Genomic DNA, 17,847 nt, shown 5'->3' on the forward strand with positions numbered 1-17,847 from the left:
TTCGGAGGCGCCGCCCGAAGCTCGCGCTTCGGAAAGCGCGTTTCGGAGCGACGCCGGGCTCCTCAGTGGGTCGGCACGGTGGAGATGGTTTTCAGAATCTGCGAGGCGATCTGGTAGGGGTCGCCTTGCGAGTTCGGGCGGCGATCTTCCAGATAGCCCTTATATTCGTTCTTGATGAAGCTGTGCGGCACGCGGATCGACGCGCCGCGATCCGCCACGCCCCAGCTGAAGGTGTGGATCGACGCCGTCTCGTGCAGGCCGGTCAGGCGCATGTGATTGTCCGGGCCATAGACGGCGATGTGATCGTCCTTGGCCTTCTCGAAGGCGCTCATCAGCTGCTCGAAATAGGCCTTGCCGCCCACTTCGCGCATGTAGCTCGTCGAGAAATTGGCGTGCATACCCGAGCCGTTCCAATCCGTGGCGCCGAGCGGCTTGCAGTGGAACTCGATGTCGATGCCGTATTTCTCGGCGAGACGCAGCAGAATGTAGCGCGCCACCCACATTTCGTCGGCCGCCTTGCGGGAGCCCTTGCCGAAGATCTGGAATTCCCACTGGCCCTTGGCCACTTCGGCGTTGATGCCTTCGTGGTTGATGCCGGCGGCGAGGCAGATGTCGAGATGCTCCTCGACGATCTGGCGTGCGATGTCGCCGACATTCTTATAGCCGACGCCGGTGTAATAGGGACCCTGCGGGGCCGGGAAGCCCGCCTCGGGGAAGCCGAGCGGACGGCCGTTCTTATAGAAGAAATATTCCTGCTCGAAGCCGAACCATGCGCCCGGATCGTCGAGAATGGTGGCGCGCGCGTTGGACGCATGCGGCGTCACGCCGTCCGGCATCATCACCTCGCACATCACCAGCGCGCCATTGGTGCGGGTGATGTCCGGGAAGACGGAGACGGGCTTGAGAACGCAGTCCGAGCTTCTGCCCTCCGCCTGCTTGGTCGAGCTGCCGTCGAAGCCCCACAGCGGGAGCTGCTCCAGCGTCGGGAAGCTCTCGAATTCTTTGATCTGGGTCTTGCCTCGGAGGTTCGGCACGGGCGTGTAGCCGTCGAGCCAGAGATATTCGAGCTTGTATTTGGGCATTTTTATTCGCCTCCTTACCCTTGATCGACGCTCGAAGCGGCGCCGTTCGACTTCGTCGGCGGTCTCGCCGAGGCCGTCGACGGCGCTGGGCCACAGCACGGCTCGTGCCAAAGCCGAATTCAGCCCGATCGGCAGGCGTCGCAGGGCGGAGGACGCGCCGTCATCGGCGCGCGCGGTTTTTTGCAATGACTTATTTTTCAGTATTTTTACGTAGATTGCAGCCGAGGCTCCGCCGCGCCGCGCGCGAGCCGACGGCGCATCGTCGAGCGGCGCCGGCATTCGCGACGGCGCCCCCGAATTAGGCTCATCGCCTTGTTTTGTCGCAGAGGCTGTTTCAGCCGGCCGGGCCGACGACGACGGGCAGCTCGGCGCGCGCGCCCCATTCCGACCAGGAGCCGTCATAGACAGTGGCCGGGCGACGTCCCGAGGCGGCCAGCGCCAGGCTGAGGATGGAGGCGGTGAGGCCGGAGCCGCAGCTCGCGATCACTGGCCGATCAGGGTCGATCTGCGCCTTTGCGAAGGCCTCCGCCAGCGCCTCGGCCGGCTTCATGCGCCCATCGGCGAGGAGATTGCCGAAGGGCAGATTGAGCGCGCCGGGCATATGGCCGGCGCGCAGGCCCGGGCGCGGCTCGGGAACGCTTCCCGCGAAACGCTCCGCCGATCGCACGTCGACCACCTGCGCCGAGCCGTCCGCCAGAGCGCGCGTCACATCGGCGGCGTCGGCGACGAGGGCGTGATCCATGCGCGCGGTGAAATGGCGCGGCTTGCGTTGTGTCTCACCCTGCTCGAGCGGACGTCCTTCCGCTTTCCAGGCCAGCAGTCCGCCATCGAGGACGGAGACGTCGGCGACGCCGAAGACGCGCAAGGTCCACCATAGGCGCGGCGCGGAGAACAGGCCGAGACTGTCATAGACGATCGCGCGCATTCCGTCGCCGAGGCCGAGCTTGCGGACCGCCGAGGAGAAGGCGACCGGGTCCGGCAGCATATGCGGCAGATCGGTGGAATGGTCGGCGATGGCGTCTATGTCGAAGAAAACGGCGCCGGGAATATGGGCGTCCAAATATTCCGCATGGGCGTTTCGGCCGGCGGCCGGCATGTGCCAGGAGGCGTCGAAAATGACGACGTCCGGCGCATGGAGATGATCGGCGAGCCATTGCGTCGAGACGAACAGCGTCTCTTGATCGATGTTCGGAGCGGCTGTCGGCATGGCGGTTCTCCTTGTCGATCCCGGCAGTTCTCCTGCCGATCCCGCCGCTGCGGCGGCGATGGCGTCGACCTCGCGATCGTTGTAGCAATGTATCAGAATCGATTCGCTCCCGACATCGCCCCAAAAGACGAAAACCGCCACATGCTCGAGATTCCCGGCAAGGCCTGCGGTCCCTGCGCCTTCTGCTGCAAGGTGCTGGAGATCGAGGAGTTCACCAAGAAGGCCGGCGTCTGGTGCGAGCATTGCACGAAGACCAATGGCTGCGGCGTCTACGCCACGCGCCCGGATGTGTGCCGCGACTATCATTGCCGCTGGAAGGAAGAGCGCTCGCTCGGCGCGCAATTGCGGCCGGACAAGGTCGGCACGCTGCTGATGGACGATCCCGACAGCGACGAATATCACGCGGTCTGCGACCCCGAAAAGCCGTTTTCCTGGCGCAATCCTCTCGTATTCAAGCACCTGGTGAGCGAGGCGAAGGCCGACCGCATCGTGGTCGCCAAAGCGGGTTTGCGCGCCTGGCGCATATTCGCCGACGGCAGCTGGCAGGAATGGGCCTGAGCCCGGCCGTCTCCTCCGGCGCGATCCGAGCATCGACAAGCGCCCGCGCCTGGCTCATCGTGCCCAGGACTGATTCGATCGATCGCAGGTCACGAGAATGGCGTTTCTCACATCTGTTCCGGGCGGGGCCGGACGCGGCTCGACCCGCAGCGTCGTGGCGCTGGCTCTGCTCATCGCCGCCGCGCCCTGCCGGGCGGAGACGCTCAGGGCCAATTTCGCGCTGAGCCTGCTCGGCCTCTCCATCGGCCACGCTTCCGCCAATGGCGTCATCGAGGGCCGCAATTATCGCATCGACATTTCGATGCGCACCACGGGCCTCGCCTCGCTCGTCAACGACACGCGCGGCGCCGCAACCGCGGCCGGCGCGCTCTCGCGCGACGGGCTCGCGCCGGCGAGCTACGCCAACACCACCTCCAACACTTACGAGACGCGCACGGTCCGCATGGCGCTCGCCAACAATATCGCGCGCGCCGTGCATGTGGAGCCGACGCCCTGGGACATGCCTGTGCGCATCCCGGTGACGGACGCCAACAAATCCAACATCATCGATCCGGTGAGCGCGCTGATCATGAGCGTTCCGGCGAGCGAGCCGCTGGTCGGCCCCGCCGCCTGCAATCGCACCATTCCCGTCTTCGACGGCGTGACGCGCTTCGACGTGACGCTCGCTTTCGTCGAGATGCGCAATGTGGAGACGCGCGGCTATTCCGGCCCGGTCTCGGTCTGCGCGGCGCGCTATCATCCGATCGCCGGCCATCGGCCGGACAGCGTCTCCACGCGCTTCATGGCGGAGAACAACGACATCACCGTCTGGCTCGCGCCTTTGCCCATGGCGCACGCCGTGGTGCCCTATCGCATGGCGCTGCGCACCACGGTCGGCATGTTGACCGTCGAGCCGGCCGAGTTCCACCTCAGCGGGCGGCGCCAAGCTGCGGACAGATAGGCGGCGGACAGACAGGCGCTCGGCGTCCGCCTTTCAGTCGATGCGGATTTCGCGCGTCTTCTTGCGGTTCAGCCGGTCGGACTCGTATTCGAGATAACGCACTTCCTTCGGCTCCGCAGATCCCGGCGCGAGGCAGAAGGAGGGCGTCGGCGTGAAGCGGCCGTCGGCGCCGGCGAAACATTCGGAGAACCGCACCTCGCAATCGAAGGCGGCGTCGGTCCGCGGCGCGACTTTCGTCGCGAGAGCGCGCGCTTTTTCGACGGCGCTCGCGCAAATGCCGGCGTCGACGCCATAGGCGCGGCACTGCTGGACCGTCGCCATGTAGCGTCCGTCGCCCGAACAGGCGGGCGTGCGGCGATAGCCGAAGAACCAGACGGCGCCGGCGAGAGCCGCGACGCCGGCGACGGCGATGAAGGTGAGCGAAGGGCGGGCCATGGCTTTGGTTTTTTCCGTTCTTCTTCGTCGAGCCGCAGCTTCAATAACCGCGCCGAGCGCGCCTCGGCAAGCCCTCTCCGCCGCGATGGCGGCGGCGCCACATCTTGACGAGGATCAAAGGCTAATATAATTGCCAACAACGTGTCGCGGGCGTGGATCGCGGCTTCGCTCGGCGGTTCGTGCGAGTTCGCGCCGAACGCAAAAGACCGTCGGCGCGTCTCGGATCGCGGTCGGCCCCTAGAGGGCGTTCTCGGAATTCGAGCCGGCGACGATATCCACCAGAACGTATCGCACTCAAAGGCGAGACATCGCCTGTCTTGGGTGATATCGTGGCGCGATAGGCAGCCTGAACGAGGTCGGGCGTTAAAAAAGGAGGAAGCGTTATGGGAGCAATTCTCGAGCTTACGAGCTATGCGGCGACGCCGGTTGGCATGATCGCGATCATCGCGCTCGGCGCTGCGGCTTATTTCGCCGCTCGCTGGGTCCTGAGCGACTGACGCTTCAGAACCGGTCTACGGATATGACGCGGCGCATCGGCTCGATCGATGCGCCGCTTCTTTTTGCCGGCGCGAATCCCGGCCGCGTGGCCTCTGAAAGAGTCCGCTGCCGGCGGTTTGAAATATGCGGCGAGGCTTTCCAAGGGCAGCCTCTGGCGATATAGTCCGGCCTACCCACTCGGGGAGCCTCGCGCCGCCCGAGCCTATCCTGTCCGCGACGGCGGCGCTCTCACCCGGAGCTTTCAATTGGAGTGGTCCATGGCCACGACGTCTTCGACGCGGCCCGGAGACGAACGACCGCGAGCCGTCGGACGTCCCGGCCCGATCCGCGCGCCCGAACGTTCCCCGGAGCGTCCTTCGGGACGCCCTGCGGCGCAGGCTGCGGCCGAGGGCGCGCCGAGCGCTCTGCGACAAAAGGCCGAGCGCGCGGGCGACGACCGCGGCGAGGCGGGCGCGGCTTTCCCGATCGACGTCGCCATCGCCGACAAGAGCCCGCTGATCCTCGCCGGACTGGAGGCGCTGCTCGCCGACGACCGCCGCTTCAATCTCGTGCTGAAGGTCACGGACGGCGAGGAATTTCTCGACGCCGCCAAGCTGCAGCGCTTTCAGATCGCCATCATCGGCTGGCAATTGCCGACGCTTCACGCGCGGGAAGTGTTGCGCGCGCTGTCGCGCCAGCCCTCCGCGCCCAAGATCGTCGTCTATAGCGGCACCAATGATCCGGCCGCGCCGGCGGAGACGCTGCAATTGGGCGGCGCCGGTTTCGTCAGCAAGCGCGCCCCGCCGGAGCGTCTGCTCGACGTGCTCGCCTCAGTGGCGGCCGGCGACATGGTGTTTCCCTTCGTCGATATCCGCAAGATGCGCGCCGATCCGCTGGAGAATCTCACTCTGCGCGAGCGCAGCCTGCTGTCGGCGCTCGGCTCGGGACACACCAACAACCAGCTCGCCAAGGATTTCGGCGTCTCAATCAACACGATCAAATTCCATTTGCGGAATTTGTTCGAGAAGCTCGAGGTGCGCAATCGCGCCCAGGCCATCGCGCTCTTCCTCGAGATGAAGCACGGCTCCTGGAGCGCGGCGACGCCGGGCGGCCGCGCCGAGACGGCCGGCGCCCGCGGCAAGAAGCCGCCGCGCGATTAGCGTTTCCAGGGCCGTGCGAGGCCGGCTCGCGCGTCGCGGGCCGGCCCGATGAGCTTTTTCCTCACGAGGCGATCAGGGCCACCAGATCGGCGCGATGCCGTCGCGATAGGGCAGAACCTCGAAGCGGCGGCGGTTCGGCAGCGTCTCCTGCATGAACCAGCTGCGCTGATTGTCCTCCATCGGCTGATAGGCGAAATAGGTCGCTTCCACCATATAGCGATTGGTGGAGCCGACCGGCACGACCGGGCCCGGATCGAGCCAGCTGCGGCGCGGAACGACGAGCGGCTGGCGCACATAGGGGATGGGGCCGGTCGCCACGATGACTCCCGCCGGCGCGATGACGGGATGACGATGCGCCGCGCGATGAGTCTTTGCGAGCGCCTCGCCCGCCGTCGCGAGGGCGAGAAGGCAGGCGAGTCCGGCCGACAAATTGACGAAATGACGCATCCTCATCTCCTGATTCCGATATCGACGCGATCATAACCAATCGCGCCGCCGGGCGATACGGGCCGCCGTGCGGCGCGCCTCATGAAAGCTGAAGGCGGCCCGGCGAAAGCGCCGGATCGCCCCTAAGCAACGTCGATCTCAGTGGCGCGCGGCGCGTTTTTTCGGCGCCGGCTTGGCGGCCTCCGCCTCGCCCGCAGGGGCGGCGGCGAGGCATCCCGGCCCTTCGAGCCTGGGGAAGGAGCGAGCCAGCGCTCTATTGTCGCCGGATGGCAGATAATAGACCCGATCGAGCAGGCAGCCCAAGGCGCGGCGATCCATCGGCTTGGTCCCGACGCCGCAGGCGACGCCCGCCATTTCCATCGACAGGCTGGCGTTGACGAGGCGCACGGCGAGGCAGGAGCGCTCGCCCGCGGCGGCCGCGGCGGCCGCGGCGGCCGCGGCGACGCCGCCCTCGCGCAGCGACAATTTGATTTCGGCGGCTTCGAAAGCGCCCGCGCGCGTCACCAAGGGCGTCGGCTGGCCGATGCGGACCACGCCGAGGCCGGCCCGGGCGGCGTGCCGCGCCACATCGAGGAAGAAATCGGAATTGCCGAGCTTTTCGCCGGCCGGCTGCAGAATGTCGAGCCGCAGATAGGGCCTGCCATTGTCGAAGGCGCCGAAAGTGTGCGTCTCCTGACGCCCGCCCGAGGGCAGCGGCGGATCGAAGGCGATTTTCGGGTCCTTGTCGATCTCCGGCGCCTCCAGACGAAAGGCGGCGGTCCGCTCCGGGACGGCGGCGGGCGCCGTTGCGGCGGCGGGCGTCGCGCGCGCCATCGGCGTGGCGGCGGGCGACGGCGCGGGCTGCTGCTGCGGCGCGCGGACGAAGGCGAGCGAGCCGGCGAGCACGAGAAGCGCCACGACGCCCATCGACACTGCGGCGAGATTGCCGAGCGGGCGGGCCCTCAACGGGCCGGCGGCATAAGGGAGGTCATCGCCGGAAACCGACAAACTCATGACGCAACTCCAACGGCCCGACGTCTCGCGGGCTTCACATACGGATCGGGCGCGCTGTCCCGAGACATAATCTGCCGATGAACATTGGCGTTAAGCGTAAACATTCCGTTGAGCATGGCGGAGTTTCCGCTCGCCGCGGGGACGGGCGGCGCAAAGGCGCAGGGCTTGCGCCGCCAGTCGCGACGTCGAGACAAACTTCGGACAAGAAGCTCCGCAAAAGAGAAGCGTCCGGATCGACATAGGCGCGACACGACGTCGCTCTCATCCGGTAAACCTCGAGGAAGTGGCATGAAGATTCTCGCAACGGCGGCTGTCGTGACTTTTATCTCTTTTCCCGCCTGCGCTGAAAAAGTAGCGTTCGGATGTCAGCTGGTGACGCAATACAGCGAAGATCAAGTCGGTTATCTTCTGAGCGAGGCGCGTTCGGTCATCGGCGACCACGAGACCAATCGCATCTACGGCCATTACGTGAGCCTGCGCAGCGCCTGCCAATATGACGGCGGCGCCACGCGCGTGGTGAATGTCCCGCCGGCCCTGCGCGATCTTCTCGCTCAGAACGGCGTCGACATTCGCCGTTTCGCCGCGCGGCGGATGTGAGCCGCGTCAATGGCGGCCGCGCTTCCTGCCGGCCGCGGCCCCGCGAATCTGCGCCTTGCAGGCGCGGCTGAGCCCGCCGAAATTGGCCTTCAAGCAGCTTTCCACCGCCGCCTCGTCGGGCACGTAGCGCTCGCAGAATTTATAGGCGTCGTCCGTGCAGGCCGAGCGCTGGCGGGCCGTTCCGCGCGTCGCCGCGTCGGCCGAGGCCGCGCAGATCAGCAAGAATGTGCAAGCCAATAGCAGCCTCATCCCGTCATCCTCCCTGTGGCGTGGCGCCGTTGCGCGCCCGTCTCGGCGCGAAATTGCCATAATTACGATAGGCGCGAGACGCTGCGCGGCAATCGGCCCGTGCGATCATCCTAAATAGGGCCGTGATCCTCTCGGGGGCGGGCGCCGCCTCGGACGGGGCTTGAAATCGGCGCGGCGCGTCTATTTAATAAGCATACTTATCAGAAGCACGGCTATAGAAAGCGTGTCCAATGCCCTCGCCGCCGCCGACGACCTTCTGTTTTCTGCTGCATGATGCGGCGCGGCTGATGCGTAAGCGTTTCGAGCAGAACGCCCGCCAATTGGGCCTGACGCGCGCGCAGACCCAGGCCCTGGCCTATCTGTCGCGCAATGAGGGCGTCAGCCAGTGCGTGCTCGCCGAAATGCTCGATCTCGAGCCGATCACCCTCGGCCGCACCGTGGATCGGCTGCAGACGATGGGCCTCGTCGAGCGGCGGCCGCATGAGAGCGACCGGCGCGTCTGGCTGCTGTTTCTGACCGAGACGGCCTGGCCTCTGGTCGAAGCCATCGCGCCCATCTCGGAGGCGACGCGCCTGGAGGCGCTGGCCGGCGTCAGCGACGAGGACCGGGCCACATTGATGCGCGTGCTGGGGACCGCGCGCGCCAATCTGATCGAAAAAATGAGCTGTTCCGCGAAGAAGCCGAAAGCGCGGAGCGCCGTCGGCTGAGCGGAAGCGTTACGTGGCGAGAGCGATGCGGACAGCGGCCCGCGTCGGGTGAGAGTGGAAGACGTTCATGGAACTCGTCAAATATGCTCTCAAATTTCGGCTGACGTTCTACGTCCTGGCCATATTGATGACGTTCCTCGGCGGCGCGGCGATCGTCTCGACGCCCAAGGACGTGTTTCCCAACGTCGACATCCCGGTCGTGACGGTCATCTGGTCCTACACCGGCCTCTCCACCGCCGAGATGGAGAGCCGCGTCACCACTTACGCCGAGCTCTCCACGAGCAACAACGTCAACGGCATTCGCAATATGGAGAGCCAGACGCTGCAAGGCGTCGCGGTGATGAAGATCTATTTCCAGCCGGATGTGAACATAGAGCTCGCCATCACGCAGGTCGTCTCGGCGATGAACTCCATTCGCGCCTTGATGCCGCCCGGCATCAATCCGCCGACCGTCATCCGCTATTCGGCCTCGCAAGTGCCGGTCATTCAGCTGGCGCTCTCCAGCAAGAGTCTCAACGAGCAGCAGCTCTACGACATGGGCCTCTATCGCGTGCGCCAGCAGCTGACGACGACTCCCGGCGTCACTCTGCCGACGCCCTGGGGCGGCAAGCAGCGCCAGATCATGGTCGATCTCGACACGGCGACGCTGCAGGCGCGGGGCTTGACGCCGCTCGATGTCGTCAACGCCATCACCGCCGGCAATCTGGTGGTGCCGTCGGGCCTCGTGAAATTCGGCGATCTGCAATATGTCGTGCGCCTCAATTCGACGCCCGACGCGCTGTCGACGCTCAACAGCATTCCGATCCGCGTGGCCGATGGCGCGCCCTTGCTGATCCGGGACGTGGCGCAAGTGCGCGACGGCAGCCCGCCGCAGCAGAATATTGTGCGCGTCGACGGCTCGCGCGCCGTGCTCTTGACCATATTGAAGAACGGCAACGCCTCGACGCTCAATGTCGTCGAGAATGTGAAGGCCGGCATCGCCAAGCTGCGCGAGGCGATTCCCAAGGACACCAACATAGCGGAGCTGTTCGACCAGTCGGTCTTCGTCTCCAACGCAATATCGGACGTGCTGCACGAGGGAATCATCGCCGCCGGCCTCACCGCGCTGATGATCCTTCTGTTCCTGGGGTCCTGGCGCTCGACCCTGATCGTGGTCATCTCGATCCCGCTGTCGATCCTCACCTCGCTCGCCATACTCAGCGCGCTCGGCCATACGATCAACATCATGACGCTGGGCGGCATGGCGCTCGCGGTCGGCATATTGGTGGACGACGCCACAGTCGCCATCGAGAACACCTATCGTCTGTTCGAGGAGGGCAAGGATTTCCGCCATGCGGTGGCGGAAGGCGCCGCCGGCATCGCCAAGCCGGCGCTGATCTCCACGCTCGCCATTTGCGCGGCCTTCGTGTCCGTGCTCTTCCTCACCGACGCCGCGCGCTTTCTCTTCGTGCCGCAGGCTCTGGCCGTCGTCTTCGCCATGCTGGCCTCCTATTTCCTGTCGCGAACGCTGGTGCCCATATTGATGGACCAGCTGCTCATCCATGAGCATCACGCGGAGCGCGAACGCGAGAGTGACGCGCGGGGTCTCGGATTTTCGGCGGCGCTGACGCGCATTCAGCTCGGCTTCGAGCATGGGTTCGAGAAGCTGCGCGGCCAATATGCGCTGCTGCTGGTCGCGGTGCTGCGCCACAAGGGCCGCACGCTCGCCTTTGTCGCCGGCGTCTTCGCTTTCGGCGCCTTTCTGTTCGTCTCCGTCGGCGAGGATTATTATCCGCAGATCGACGCCGGCCAGATGACGCTGCATGTGCGCGGCCGCTCCGGCCTGCGCATAGAGGAGACCGAGCGTCTCTTCCAAAAGGTCGAGGGCGTCATTCGCGAGGTGATCCCGCAGCATGAGCTCGCTCTGCTGATCGACAATATCGGCCTGCCGCAGATCACCTATAATTACGCCTTCTCGGACGGCACGACGGTCGGCTACAATGACGGGCAGATCATGATCTCGCTCGCCCATGGCCATGCGCCGACGGCGGTCTATATGCGCAAGCTGCGTGAAGTTCTGCCGCTGCGTTTTCCAGACTCGATCTTCTATTTCCAGCCGGCCGACATCGTCACGCAGATTTTGAACTTCGGCCTGCCGGCGCCGATCGCGCTGCGCGTCGTCGGCCGCGATGCGCCCGGCAACAAGGTGATCGTGCGCAAGCTGCTGGATCGCGTCAAGGAAGTGCGCGGCGTCGTCGACGCGCATATTCATCAGATTCTCGACGCGCCGGAATTCTTCGTCGATATAGATCGCTGGAAGGGGCAGCAGCTCGGCGTCAGCGTTCAGCAGGTCGCCAATAATGTGAATATCTCGCTCTCCTCCTCCTTCCAGGTGACGCCCAATTTCTGGGCCGATCCGACGACCGGCATTCCCTATCAGGTGGCGGTGCAGACGCCGGAATATCGCATCGCCTCGCTCAACGCCTTCGCCAATACGCCAATTTCCGATCTCACCGGCGGCTCTTCGGCGCAGGTCGATCTTTTGACCAATGTCGCGCAATGGAAGCGCGGCGTGGAGCAGAGCGTCGCCACGCACTCCAACACGCAGCCGACCTATGACGTCTACGCCAATATTCAGGATCGCGATCTCGGCGGCGTGGAGCGGGATTTGCGCAAGGCGATCGCCGAGATCGAGCCGGAATTGAAGCCCGGCAACTACATCGTCATCCGCGGCCAGATCGACAGCAAGAATCAGGCTTTCGCGCGCATCGGCCTCGGCCTCGTCGCCTCGATGATCTTCGTCTATCTGCTGATGGTGGTGAACTTCCAGAGCTGGGGCGATCCTTTCGTCGTCATATTGGCGCTGCCCATCGCCTTTTGCGGAATCGTCTTCGCGCTCTACGTCACCGGCACGACCTTCTCCATTCCGTCATTGATGGGCGCCATAATGTCGGTCGGCGTCGCTTCGGCCAATTCCATCCTGCTCGTCACTTTCGCGCGCGAGCATCGCGAGGAGACCGGCGTCTCCGCTGAAGCGGCGGCGATCGAGGCCGGGCTGACGCGTATTCGTCCGGTGATCATGACGGCGACGGCGATGTTCGTCGGCCTTCTGCCCATGTCGCTCGGGCTCGGCGAGGGCGCCGAGCAGAACGCCGCGCTCGCTCGCGCGGTGATGGGCGGCATCGCCTTCGGCACATGTTCGACTCTGCTTTTCGTGCCTTTCCTCTATTCGCTGCTGCGGCGTGGAGAGGCGCAACCTCCGAGGGATTATCTATGACCGAGACGTTGCAGCCGCAGGGACGCGGATTCGCTTCGACCGGCGTCGGCGTGCGCGAGGCGCCGCCGCCGCGCCTGCGAAGGTTGCCTTTCTTTCTTGTGCTCGCGCTGCTCGCTCTGGTGCTGCTCATCGGCTTTCGCCGCCATGCGGCGCAAGAGCACGATGCGCAAATGTTTCAGCAGGAGCAGGCCAACGCCCCGCTCAGCCTGCGCGCGACCAAAGTGACGAAAGTCGCGGGCCCCGTGCATGTCGAGCTGCCGGGCCAGACGCTCGCTTGGGAGCAGGCGCGTCTTTTCGCCCGCGCGACGGGTTATATCGCCGAGCGTCGCGTCGACATCGGCAGCAAGGTGAAGCAGGGCGATCTTCTCGTTCGCATTTCCGCGCCCGATCTCGACCAGCAATATTCGCAGGCGCTGGCGCAGCTCGCGCTCAACAAGGCGCAGCTCCTGCAATCCAAGGCGCAGGTCGAGCAGAACAAGGCCAATCTCAACCTCGCCAAGCTCACCTATGGGCGCAGCTCGCAACTCGTCAAAAACAATTACGAGAGCAAGCAGAACAACGACATCAACGCCGCCAATGTCGAGACGCAGGCCGCCAGTCTGCAATCGGCGCAGGCGGGCGTCGAGGTGGCGCAGGCCAATATCGCCGCGGCGCAGGCCAATGTCGATCGGCTGAAGGAGCTCGTCGGCTTCAAGGACGTCGCCGCGCCGTTCAAGGGCGTGGTGACGGCGCGCAACATAGAGGTCGGCGATCTCGTCAGCGCCGACGCCAATAGCGGCACGCCGCTGTTCTCCATGGCGCGCGACGATATCATGCGCGTGCAGGTGTCGGTGCCGCAATCGGAGGCGGCCGGTCTCGTCGATGGGCTCGAAGCCAAGGTGCTGCCGCCGGAAATGCCCGGCAAGAGCTTCAAGGGGCGCATCGCGCGCAACGCCAGTTCGCTCGCCGCCGCCTCGCGCACGCTGCTCACCGAGGTCGACGTGCCCAATCCGACCGGCGAGCTGAGGCCGGGCATGTTCGTGCGCGTGGTGCTGGACATTCCGCGGCCGCGGCCGCTGGTGAACATACCGGCGCCGTCGATCCTCTTCGGCGCCGACGGACCGCGCGTCGCGGTGATCGACAAAGACGATGTGGTGCGAATGGCAAAGATCGGCATCACGCGCGATTTCGGCACGAATGTCGATGTGGATCAGGGCTTGACCGGCGACGAGACCATCGCGCTCGATCCGCCCGCCGACATTCGCGACGGCCGCAAGGTGACGATCCGCAAGTGAGCGGGAGTCACTCGACGTCGAGCGGCGCTGTTCCCTTGGGCGCGCCATCGGCGCCGAGTGTGATCTTCTCTATGCGGGCCTCGGCCTCGCGCAGCAGCGCGTCGCAGCGCTTCTTCAGCGCCTCGCCGCGCTCATAGAGCTTCACCGAATCGTCGAGCGAGACGCTCGCCTTCTCGAGCTTGCCGACGATCTCCTCGAGCTCCTGTATCGCCTTTTCGAAGGGCAGGGCCGCGATATCGGAATTGGCGTCGGACAATTGGCTTGCGGACAATTGGGTCTTCCCTTCGGCTCACGGTTGCGCCGCCGGGCGAGAGACGGCTGGCGATCAGTCGCTCTCTACCACGAAATGCTGCGGGAAGGGCGTGCCGCCGCCGTCGATCTGGCCCGCCGCCCCGGCGGCGCGGCGCAGATTGGGCCGCGCCAGCACGGGGCGCAGAATGGCCGGGATCACGGCGCGATTGATATAGGCGCCGAAGCAAGTGTGCAGGCCATAGCCCCACAGAATATATTCGCCCCAGGGACGATCGACGCGGAACTCGTTCGGCTTCTCGATCTTCAGCGGATCGAACATGGCCGAGAGATTGGCGGCGAGCACCATGGCGCCCTCGGGAATTTTGCGGGCGCGGAAGGTATTGGCGGCGATCACCGTGGAGCGGTTGGCGCGGCGATAGATCACGGGATTGACCGGATTGAAGCGCAGCGCCTCGAAGAGATAGGCGCCGAGCAGCGCCTCGTCGCCGGCTTTCGCCGCGGCATGGGCGCCGGCCAGCGCCTCCGGCCGGTCGAGCAATTGGTCGAGCGCCTGCACCGAGGCTTTAGAAATGGTCGGGATCGCGCCGATGACGAGGCCGATGAGATTGTTGCGAATGGCGAGATCGTCGAACTCCGGCGCGCCCTTCTGCAGCTCGAGCGCGCGGCCGAGCACATCGTCCTTCGTCTCTCCGCTCGCCTTGCGCGCGGCGATGGCGGCGTCGATCGCCTTGCGCAGCTCGGCGGCCGCCATCAACGCCTTCGTCTCGATCGCCGGATCGCCTTTGAGATCGACGAACAGCCACCAGAAAAGGCTCGTCGCCCAATGAATGGCGTCGGTCTCGGCCTGCGCCGAGACGCCGAAATATTCGGCGACGATGGCGGAGGGGACGCGCAGCGTCAGCTCCTGCGGAACGTCGATGCGCGTCGGAAAGGCGCTCGCATAGGCCTCGGCGCGGGCGCGGGCCAGCGGCGTCACCAGCGTCTCGACGTCGTCGCGGCGCATAGCGAGCTTCATCAGCGAGGTGTCGTGCTGATATTGCGCCGTATTCTGCATTCCGAGGAAGAAATTGGGGCCGCCTGTGATGGCGCGCATCTTCGGCTCGTAGACGACGGCGAAATCTTCCTCTCGATCGAGCACCTCGATCACATCCGTGGCGCGGGTGACGAAGGCCGTGCCATTGTTCTCGTAGCTAATGATCAATTGCTTGGCGATGAAGAAATTGGGCAGCACGGCGCGCAGCACCGCAAAGACCTTGATCTGCGAACTCGGAAGAGTGAGCGCGCCGACGAGTCGCTCCTTCAGTGGTCCCTTGCTGGAGAGGAGAGCGCGCGCCGCCACCGCGAGCAGCGAGAAAAAGGCGACGACGGCGTCCGCGAGCGTCAGCGCATAGGCGCGCAGAGAGGCCATAATGTTTTTCAGCAAAGTCATCGTCTCTGTCCCGCTGTCTATCGCCGGAAAGGCCGTCTCACCCTCCCCTTCTGGGGGAAGGTGAGACGGCGAAGCCGTCCGGGGTGGGGTTGTTCCCAGAGCTTGGGGACGTGTCACCCCGCTCCCGAGCGCCTGCCTACTCGTCAGGTCGGATCGACCGTGCCCATGCCGATCATGCGCAGAGCGGTGAGGCTCGGCACGAAGAAATATTCGCCGCCGCGCGTCTCCACGAATTGCGGCAGACCTTCGGCGATATAAGGCGGCTTGCCCGACGCGGGGTCGGACGGCACCACGAATTTCGCCTTGGGCCCATTGCGATCGCGGGCATAATCGTCCGGCGTGTCGGCGCCTTGCGAATGATTGCCGACGATCGGGCAGGTGTCATTGCCCGCGCGCGCGTCGACGCCATAGTGAATCCATTGCTGCTGCACGAATTCGAACTGGCGGGCGAGGCTCGAGCAGACGACCAGCATGACGATGCCATGCTCGTCCGCATCCGTCGTGTCGGGGCCGGAGGAGCCATAGGGCAGGCCGCGACGCAGGATGCGGCGGCGATTGTTGAGCACGGACCCTGCCGCCTGCTTGGGCTGGCCGGCCGCGACCCAAGGGTCGAGCGCGTCGCGCGTGTTGACGCGGCGCGTATGCGAGGTCATCGGGCAGGCGCCGCCGTCGGGGTCGTCGCGATAGGTGAAATCGACGAGCTCGCGCTCGCGCTCCGGCGAGCCTTCTGGATATTTCTCGTTGAACGCCTGCCAGGCGGCGAAATCCTTCGCCTTGATCAGCGGCACGCCGTCGGACCAGCGGCCCGCCATTTTGGCGACCAGGGTCTCGCGCGCCACCTCTACTGTGAGGCCGCGGACGGCGGCGAATTTCTCGGCCTGATCGTCGATGAATTTGCGCCAGGAGGCGACGTTCTCGTGCAATTTGCGATAGGCGAGGAAAGTGCCGTTGCGGCTGAAGGAGAGCGGCATGGCGGCGCCCGGAATCTCCTGCGCTTCGTCGGGATAGCCGAGCAGGAATTCGCCGGCGGCCAAAGCCCGCCAAACGCCATTGCCGTCGACCGCGCCTTGGCCGACCGCCGCCGCCTGTTCCTTGTCCGCCGGATATTGTCCCTCGAACACAGGATCGCTGATTCCGTCGGAAAAGCCGAAATGCTCTTTGGGCGTCGGCCGTCCCTGCGCGTCGAAGAGAGCGGTGAGGTCCTGATAGAGCGGCTGGTGCGGATAGTCCGGCGGATTATGGCCGCCGAGCACGCTCACCTGATTTTCCGCGGCGAGGGCGACGATCGACTCCGTCGCCGCGTCGAGATCGGCGGCGCTCGCCGTATAGCGCTGGTTGAGCACGATGAGAATGTGGACGGCGGTCTCCGGCGAGGCCGGCTGCCAGACCTTGTCCCATTTGTCCTGCCAATTTCTGCCGGAGAAATCATCGCCCAACATGCGCGCGCGCTTGGCCATGCCGTCGATGAACTCGTCCGGCAGGCCGCGCAGCGTGCGCGTCGGCACGCCGAGCATGAGCAGGCCGTAGAAGGTGAAGGCGATATTGACCGTGATCGCCGGCGGCTCCACCGCGCCGCCCGATCCCTTGCTGTCCAGCGCCGAGGTGACGCGCGGCAGCAGCTGCGTCACGAAATGGCGGCCATTGGCGGCGCGATCGGCCGCGTCGCCGCCGATGTTCAGCAATATGGTGCGGCCTTTGAAATAGCCCTGCTTGGGATAGGCTTCGAGAATATTGCCCTGAATATCCGCGAGGTCGAGAACGACTGACATTTTCCGCCCCTAGATTCCGATGGCCCCGGCCTTTTGCGTCGGTTCTGCGACGTCGTCCGGCTTGTTGGCGTCGATGAAAGATTTGAACGAGTCGTAGAGGCTCTGCGCCGAGGCTTCGTCCGAGCCCGCCGCGTCGAACTGGCGATCGATGGCGAAGCGCGTGAATTCGCGACGCAGATAGAGCGCCTTGAGAACCTCCGGCAGAGTGGAGTTCGGCGCCGCTGGAAAGGGCTTCTTGCCGAAGTCCAGAACGTAGAAATAGATGGAGGCTCCAGCGGCCGCGACGCCGGCGACGAGCGCGATCAGCGCGCCGAGGAAACCCTGCAGGAAAGCGGGCAGCAGCCAGAAATAGACGAGCGCCGCGACGGCCGCCAAAATGCCCAGCCCGACGAGGCCGAGCTTTTGTAGCGACAGATTCGGCAGCTGGTCCGCCGGCACGCCGTCGAGCCAGTAATCGTGGAACGGCATCGTCGTCTCGATCTGGCAGTCGGCGATATATTTGGCGAAGCTCGCGGCGTCGGTGACGCGCGCCTCGAAGCCGAGGCAATATTTGAATATCTCCTTCAGCTCCGCTTCCGAGCGAATCCACAGATCGCGAAGATAGGCGTCGCGCTCGGAATCCGCGCCGCTCGCCGCGTCGAAATCAGCGGAGAAGAAGAGGAAGGGACAGGAGAGGCGATCTTGCGGCTGCGCGATCACCGGATTGAGCATATCCTTGTATTTCTGGTCGATGGACAGCGCCGGAGCGGCGGCGACCAGCAGCGTGTTGGGTTGCTCGCGGCCATTATAGGCGACATCGTCGATGACGACGAAACGGGCGAAATGATTGCGCGAGCTGCGCGCGAACGGGCTGCGCTCTCCGCGCGGCAGCAGCGACAGCCGCTTGCGCAGCGCATGAGCGGGAGAAGCCGAGCCGCCGCTCTCCTCGAAGATCGGCGCGGTGCTGATCGGAATGAGGGTCGTGAGGAAATAGGCTCCGCTGTCGAAGGTCGGCATGGCGTCCTCTTTCGGAAAA

17 protein-coding genes are annotated in these 17,847 nt (G+C 65.3%); 7 read left to right on the forward strand and 10 right to left on the reverse strand.

Going from position 1 to position 17,847, the window contains the following annotated elements; genetic code table 11:
- Window positions 1–62: 62 nt before the first annotated feature.
- Both KP010_RS14400 and sseA read right to left on the reverse strand, forming a co-directional pair.
- Window positions 63–1,082: a glutamine synthetase beta-grasp domain-containing protein gene (locus tag KP010_RS14400; RefSeq protein WP_142864603.1), complete on the reverse strand. Its 1,020-nt coding sequence runs from the start codon at window positions 1,080–1,082 to the stop codon at window positions 63–65.
- A 334-nt stretch (window positions 1,083–1,416) separates the two neighbouring features.
- Window positions 1,417–2,289, reverse strand: a complete 873-nt coding sequence (gene sseA / locus KP010_RS14405) for a 3-mercaptopyruvate sulfurtransferase (protein WP_216280980.1) — start codon at window positions 2,287–2,289, stop codon at window positions 1,417–1,419.
- Between the two features lie 141 nt (window positions 2,290–2,430).
- Here sseA and KP010_RS14410 point away from each other — a divergent pair, with 141 nt between their 5' ends.
- A complete protein-coding gene (locus KP010_RS14410; RefSeq protein ID WP_166140877.1) occupies window positions 2,431–2,847 on the forward strand; it encodes a hypothetical protein in 417 nt (138 codons plus the stop codon).
- A gap of 97 nt (window positions 2,848–2,944) precedes the next feature.
- On the forward strand, window positions 2,945–3,787 hold the full coding sequence (locus tag KP010_RS14415; RefSeq protein ID WP_142864618.1) for a DUF3108 domain-containing protein: 843 nt from the start codon (window positions 2,945–2,947) through the stop codon (window positions 3,785–3,787).
- Window positions 3,788–3,820: 33 nt separating this feature from the next.
- On the opposite strand, the gene KP010_RS14420 is transcribed toward KP010_RS14415, so the two are convergent.
- Window positions 3,821–4,222, reverse strand: a complete 402-nt coding sequence (locus KP010_RS14420; protein ID WP_142864617.1) for a DUF1190 domain-containing protein — start codon at window positions 4,220–4,222, stop codon at window positions 3,821–3,823.
- A 755-nt stretch (window positions 4,223–4,977) separates the two neighbouring features.
- Here KP010_RS14420 and KP010_RS14425 point away from each other — a divergent pair.
- Window positions 4,978–5,859 carry a response regulator transcription factor gene (locus KP010_RS14425; RefSeq protein ID WP_142861880.1) on the forward strand — a complete coding sequence of 294 codons (882 nt, stop codon included), beginning with the start codon at window positions 4,978–4,980 and terminating at the stop codon, window positions 5,857–5,859.
- 72 nt (window positions 5,860–5,931) lie between these two features.
- On the opposite strand, the gene KP010_RS14430 is transcribed toward KP010_RS14425, so the two are convergent.
- Both KP010_RS14430 and KP010_RS14435 read right to left on the reverse strand, forming a co-directional pair.
- The gene (locus tag KP010_RS14430; protein ID WP_108916131.1) at window positions 5,932–6,306 is read right to left on the reverse strand and encodes a hypothetical protein; all 375 of its coding nucleotides are present in this window, start codon (window positions 6,304–6,306) and stop codon (window positions 5,932–5,934) included.
- Window positions 6,307–6,444: 138 nt separating this feature from the next.
- The gene (locus KP010_RS14435; RefSeq protein ID WP_142861881.1) at window positions 6,445–7,299 is read right to left on the reverse strand and encodes a hypothetical protein; all 855 of its coding nucleotides are present in this window, start codon (window positions 7,297–7,299) and stop codon (window positions 6,445–6,447) included.
- Window positions 7,300–7,587: 288 nt separating this feature from the next.
- Between KP010_RS14435 and KP010_RS14440 the strand changes: the two genes are divergently transcribed.
- Window positions 7,588–7,896, forward strand: a complete 309-nt coding sequence (locus tag KP010_RS14440) for a hypothetical protein (RefSeq protein WP_108916129.1) — start codon at window positions 7,588–7,590, stop codon at window positions 7,894–7,896.
- A 6-nt stretch (window positions 7,897–7,902) separates the two neighbouring features.
- On the opposite strand, the gene KP010_RS14445 is transcribed toward KP010_RS14440, so the two are convergent.
- The gene (locus KP010_RS14445; protein ID WP_108916179.1) at window positions 7,903–8,145 is read right to left on the reverse strand and encodes a cysteine rich repeat-containing protein; all 243 of its coding nucleotides are present in this window, start codon (window positions 8,143–8,145) and stop codon (window positions 7,903–7,905) included.
- A 230-nt stretch (window positions 8,146–8,375) separates the two neighbouring features.
- Here KP010_RS14445 and KP010_RS14450 point away from each other — a divergent pair, with 230 nt between their 5' ends.
- The 3 genes from KP010_RS14450 to KP010_RS14460 all read left to right on the forward strand — a co-directional run bounded on the left by KP010_RS14450 (window position 8,376) and on the right by KP010_RS14460 (window position 13,382).
- Window positions 8,376–8,852, forward strand: a complete 477-nt coding sequence (locus KP010_RS14450; RefSeq protein ID WP_108916128.1) for a MarR family winged helix-turn-helix transcriptional regulator — start codon at window positions 8,376–8,378, stop codon at window positions 8,850–8,852.
- A 67-nt stretch (window positions 8,853–8,919) separates the two neighbouring features.
- On the forward strand, window positions 8,920–12,108 hold the full coding sequence (locus KP010_RS14455; RefSeq protein WP_142861882.1) for an efflux RND transporter permease subunit: 3,189 nt from the start codon (window positions 8,920–8,922) through the stop codon (window positions 12,106–12,108).
- Entirely contained in the window at window positions 12,105–13,382 is a 1,278-nt protein-coding gene (locus tag KP010_RS14460) for an efflux RND transporter periplasmic adaptor subunit (protein WP_142861883.1), read from the forward strand. Before KP010_RS14455 ends, KP010_RS14460 begins: the two co-directional genes overlap by 4 nt.
- Before the next feature lie 7 nt (window positions 13,383–13,389).
- Here KP010_RS14460 and KP010_RS14465 read toward each other — a convergent pair whose 3' ends face one another.
- The 4 genes from KP010_RS14465 to KP010_RS14480 form a co-directional block, all read right to left on the reverse strand.
- A complete protein-coding gene (locus KP010_RS14465; RefSeq protein ID WP_108916125.1) occupies window positions 13,390–13,638 on the reverse strand; it encodes an exodeoxyribonuclease VII small subunit in 249 nt (82 codons plus the stop codon).
- Between the two features lie 69 nt (window positions 13,639–13,707).
- A complete protein-coding gene (locus KP010_RS14470) occupies window positions 13,708–15,063 on the reverse strand; it encodes a cytochrome P450 (protein WP_142861884.1) in 1,356 nt (451 codons plus the stop codon).
- A 143-nt stretch (window positions 15,064–15,206) separates the two neighbouring features.
- On the reverse strand, window positions 15,207–16,832 hold the full coding sequence (locus KP010_RS14475; protein WP_142861885.1) for a hypothetical protein: 1,626 nt from the start codon (window positions 16,830–16,832) through the stop codon (window positions 15,207–15,209).
- Between the two features lie 9 nt (window positions 16,833–16,841).
- Window positions 16,842–17,828 carry a hypothetical protein gene (locus KP010_RS14480; protein ID WP_142861886.1) on the reverse strand — a complete coding sequence of 329 codons (987 nt, stop codon included), beginning with the start codon at window positions 17,826–17,828 and terminating at the stop codon, window positions 16,842–16,844.
- Window positions 17,829–17,847: the final 19 nt, after the last annotated feature.

This window comes from Methylosinus sp. KRF6, from assembly GCF_018887255.1.
Lineage (GTDB): Bacteria > Pseudomonadota > Alphaproteobacteria > Rhizobiales > Beijerinckiaceae > Methylosinus > Methylosinus sporium.

Coding starts and splice junctions, on each gene's coding strand:
- sseA (WP_216280980.1), bottom strand. CDS start 2,289: ATGCCGACAGCCGCTCCGAACATCGATCAAGAGACGCTGTTCGTCTCG.
- KP010_RS14425 (WP_142861880.1), top strand. CDS start 4,978: ATGGCCACGACGTCTTCGACGCGGCCCGGAGACGAACGACCGCGAGCC.
- KP010_RS14470 (WP_142861884.1), bottom strand. CDS start 15,063: ATGACTTTGCTGAAAAACATTATGGCCTCTCTGCGCGCCTATGCGCTG.
- KP010_RS14450 (WP_108916128.1), top strand. CDS start 8,376: ATGCCCTCGCCGCCGCCGACGACCTTCTGTTTTCTGCTGCATGATGCG.
- KP010_RS14480 (WP_142861886.1), bottom strand. CDS start 17,828: ATGCCGACCTTCGACAGCGGAGCCTATTTCCTCACGACCCTCATTCCG.
- KP010_RS14410 (WP_166140877.1), top strand. CDS start 2,431: ATGCTCGAGATTCCCGGCAAGGCCTGCGGTCCCTGCGCCTTCTGCTGC.
- KP010_RS14430 (WP_108916131.1), bottom strand. CDS start 6,306: ATGCGTCATTTCGTCAATTTGTCGGCCGGACTCGCCTGCCTTCTCGCC.
- KP010_RS14420 (WP_142864617.1), bottom strand. CDS start 4,222: ATGGCCCGCCCTTCGCTCACCTTCATCGCCGTCGCCGGCGTCGCGGCT.
- KP010_RS14455 (WP_142861882.1), top strand. CDS start 8,920: ATGGAACTCGTCAAATATGCTCTCAAATTTCGGCTGACGTTCTACGTC.
- KP010_RS14445 (WP_108916179.1), bottom strand. CDS start 8,145: ATGAGGCTGCTATTGGCTTGCACATTCTTGCTGATCTGCGCGGCCTCG.
- KP010_RS14415 (WP_142864618.1), top strand. CDS start 2,945: ATGGCGTTTCTCACATCTGTTCCGGGCGGGGCCGGACGCGGCTCGACC.
- KP010_RS14460 (WP_142861883.1), top strand. CDS start 12,105: ATGACCGAGACGTTGCAGCCGCAGGGACGCGGATTCGCTTCGACCGGC.
- KP010_RS14440 (WP_108916129.1), top strand. CDS start 7,588: ATGAAGATTCTCGCAACGGCGGCTGTCGTGACTTTTATCTCTTTTCCC.
- KP010_RS14400 (WP_142864603.1), bottom strand. CDS start 1,082: ATGCCCAAATACAAGCTCGAATATCTCTGGCTCGACGGCTACACGCCC.
- KP010_RS14475 (WP_142861885.1), bottom strand. CDS start 16,832: ATGTCAGTCGTTCTCGACCTCGCGGATATTCAGGGCAATATTCTCGAA.
- KP010_RS14435 (WP_142861881.1), bottom strand. CDS start 7,299: ATGAGTTTGTCGGTTTCCGGCGATGACCTCCCTTATGCCGCCGGCCCG.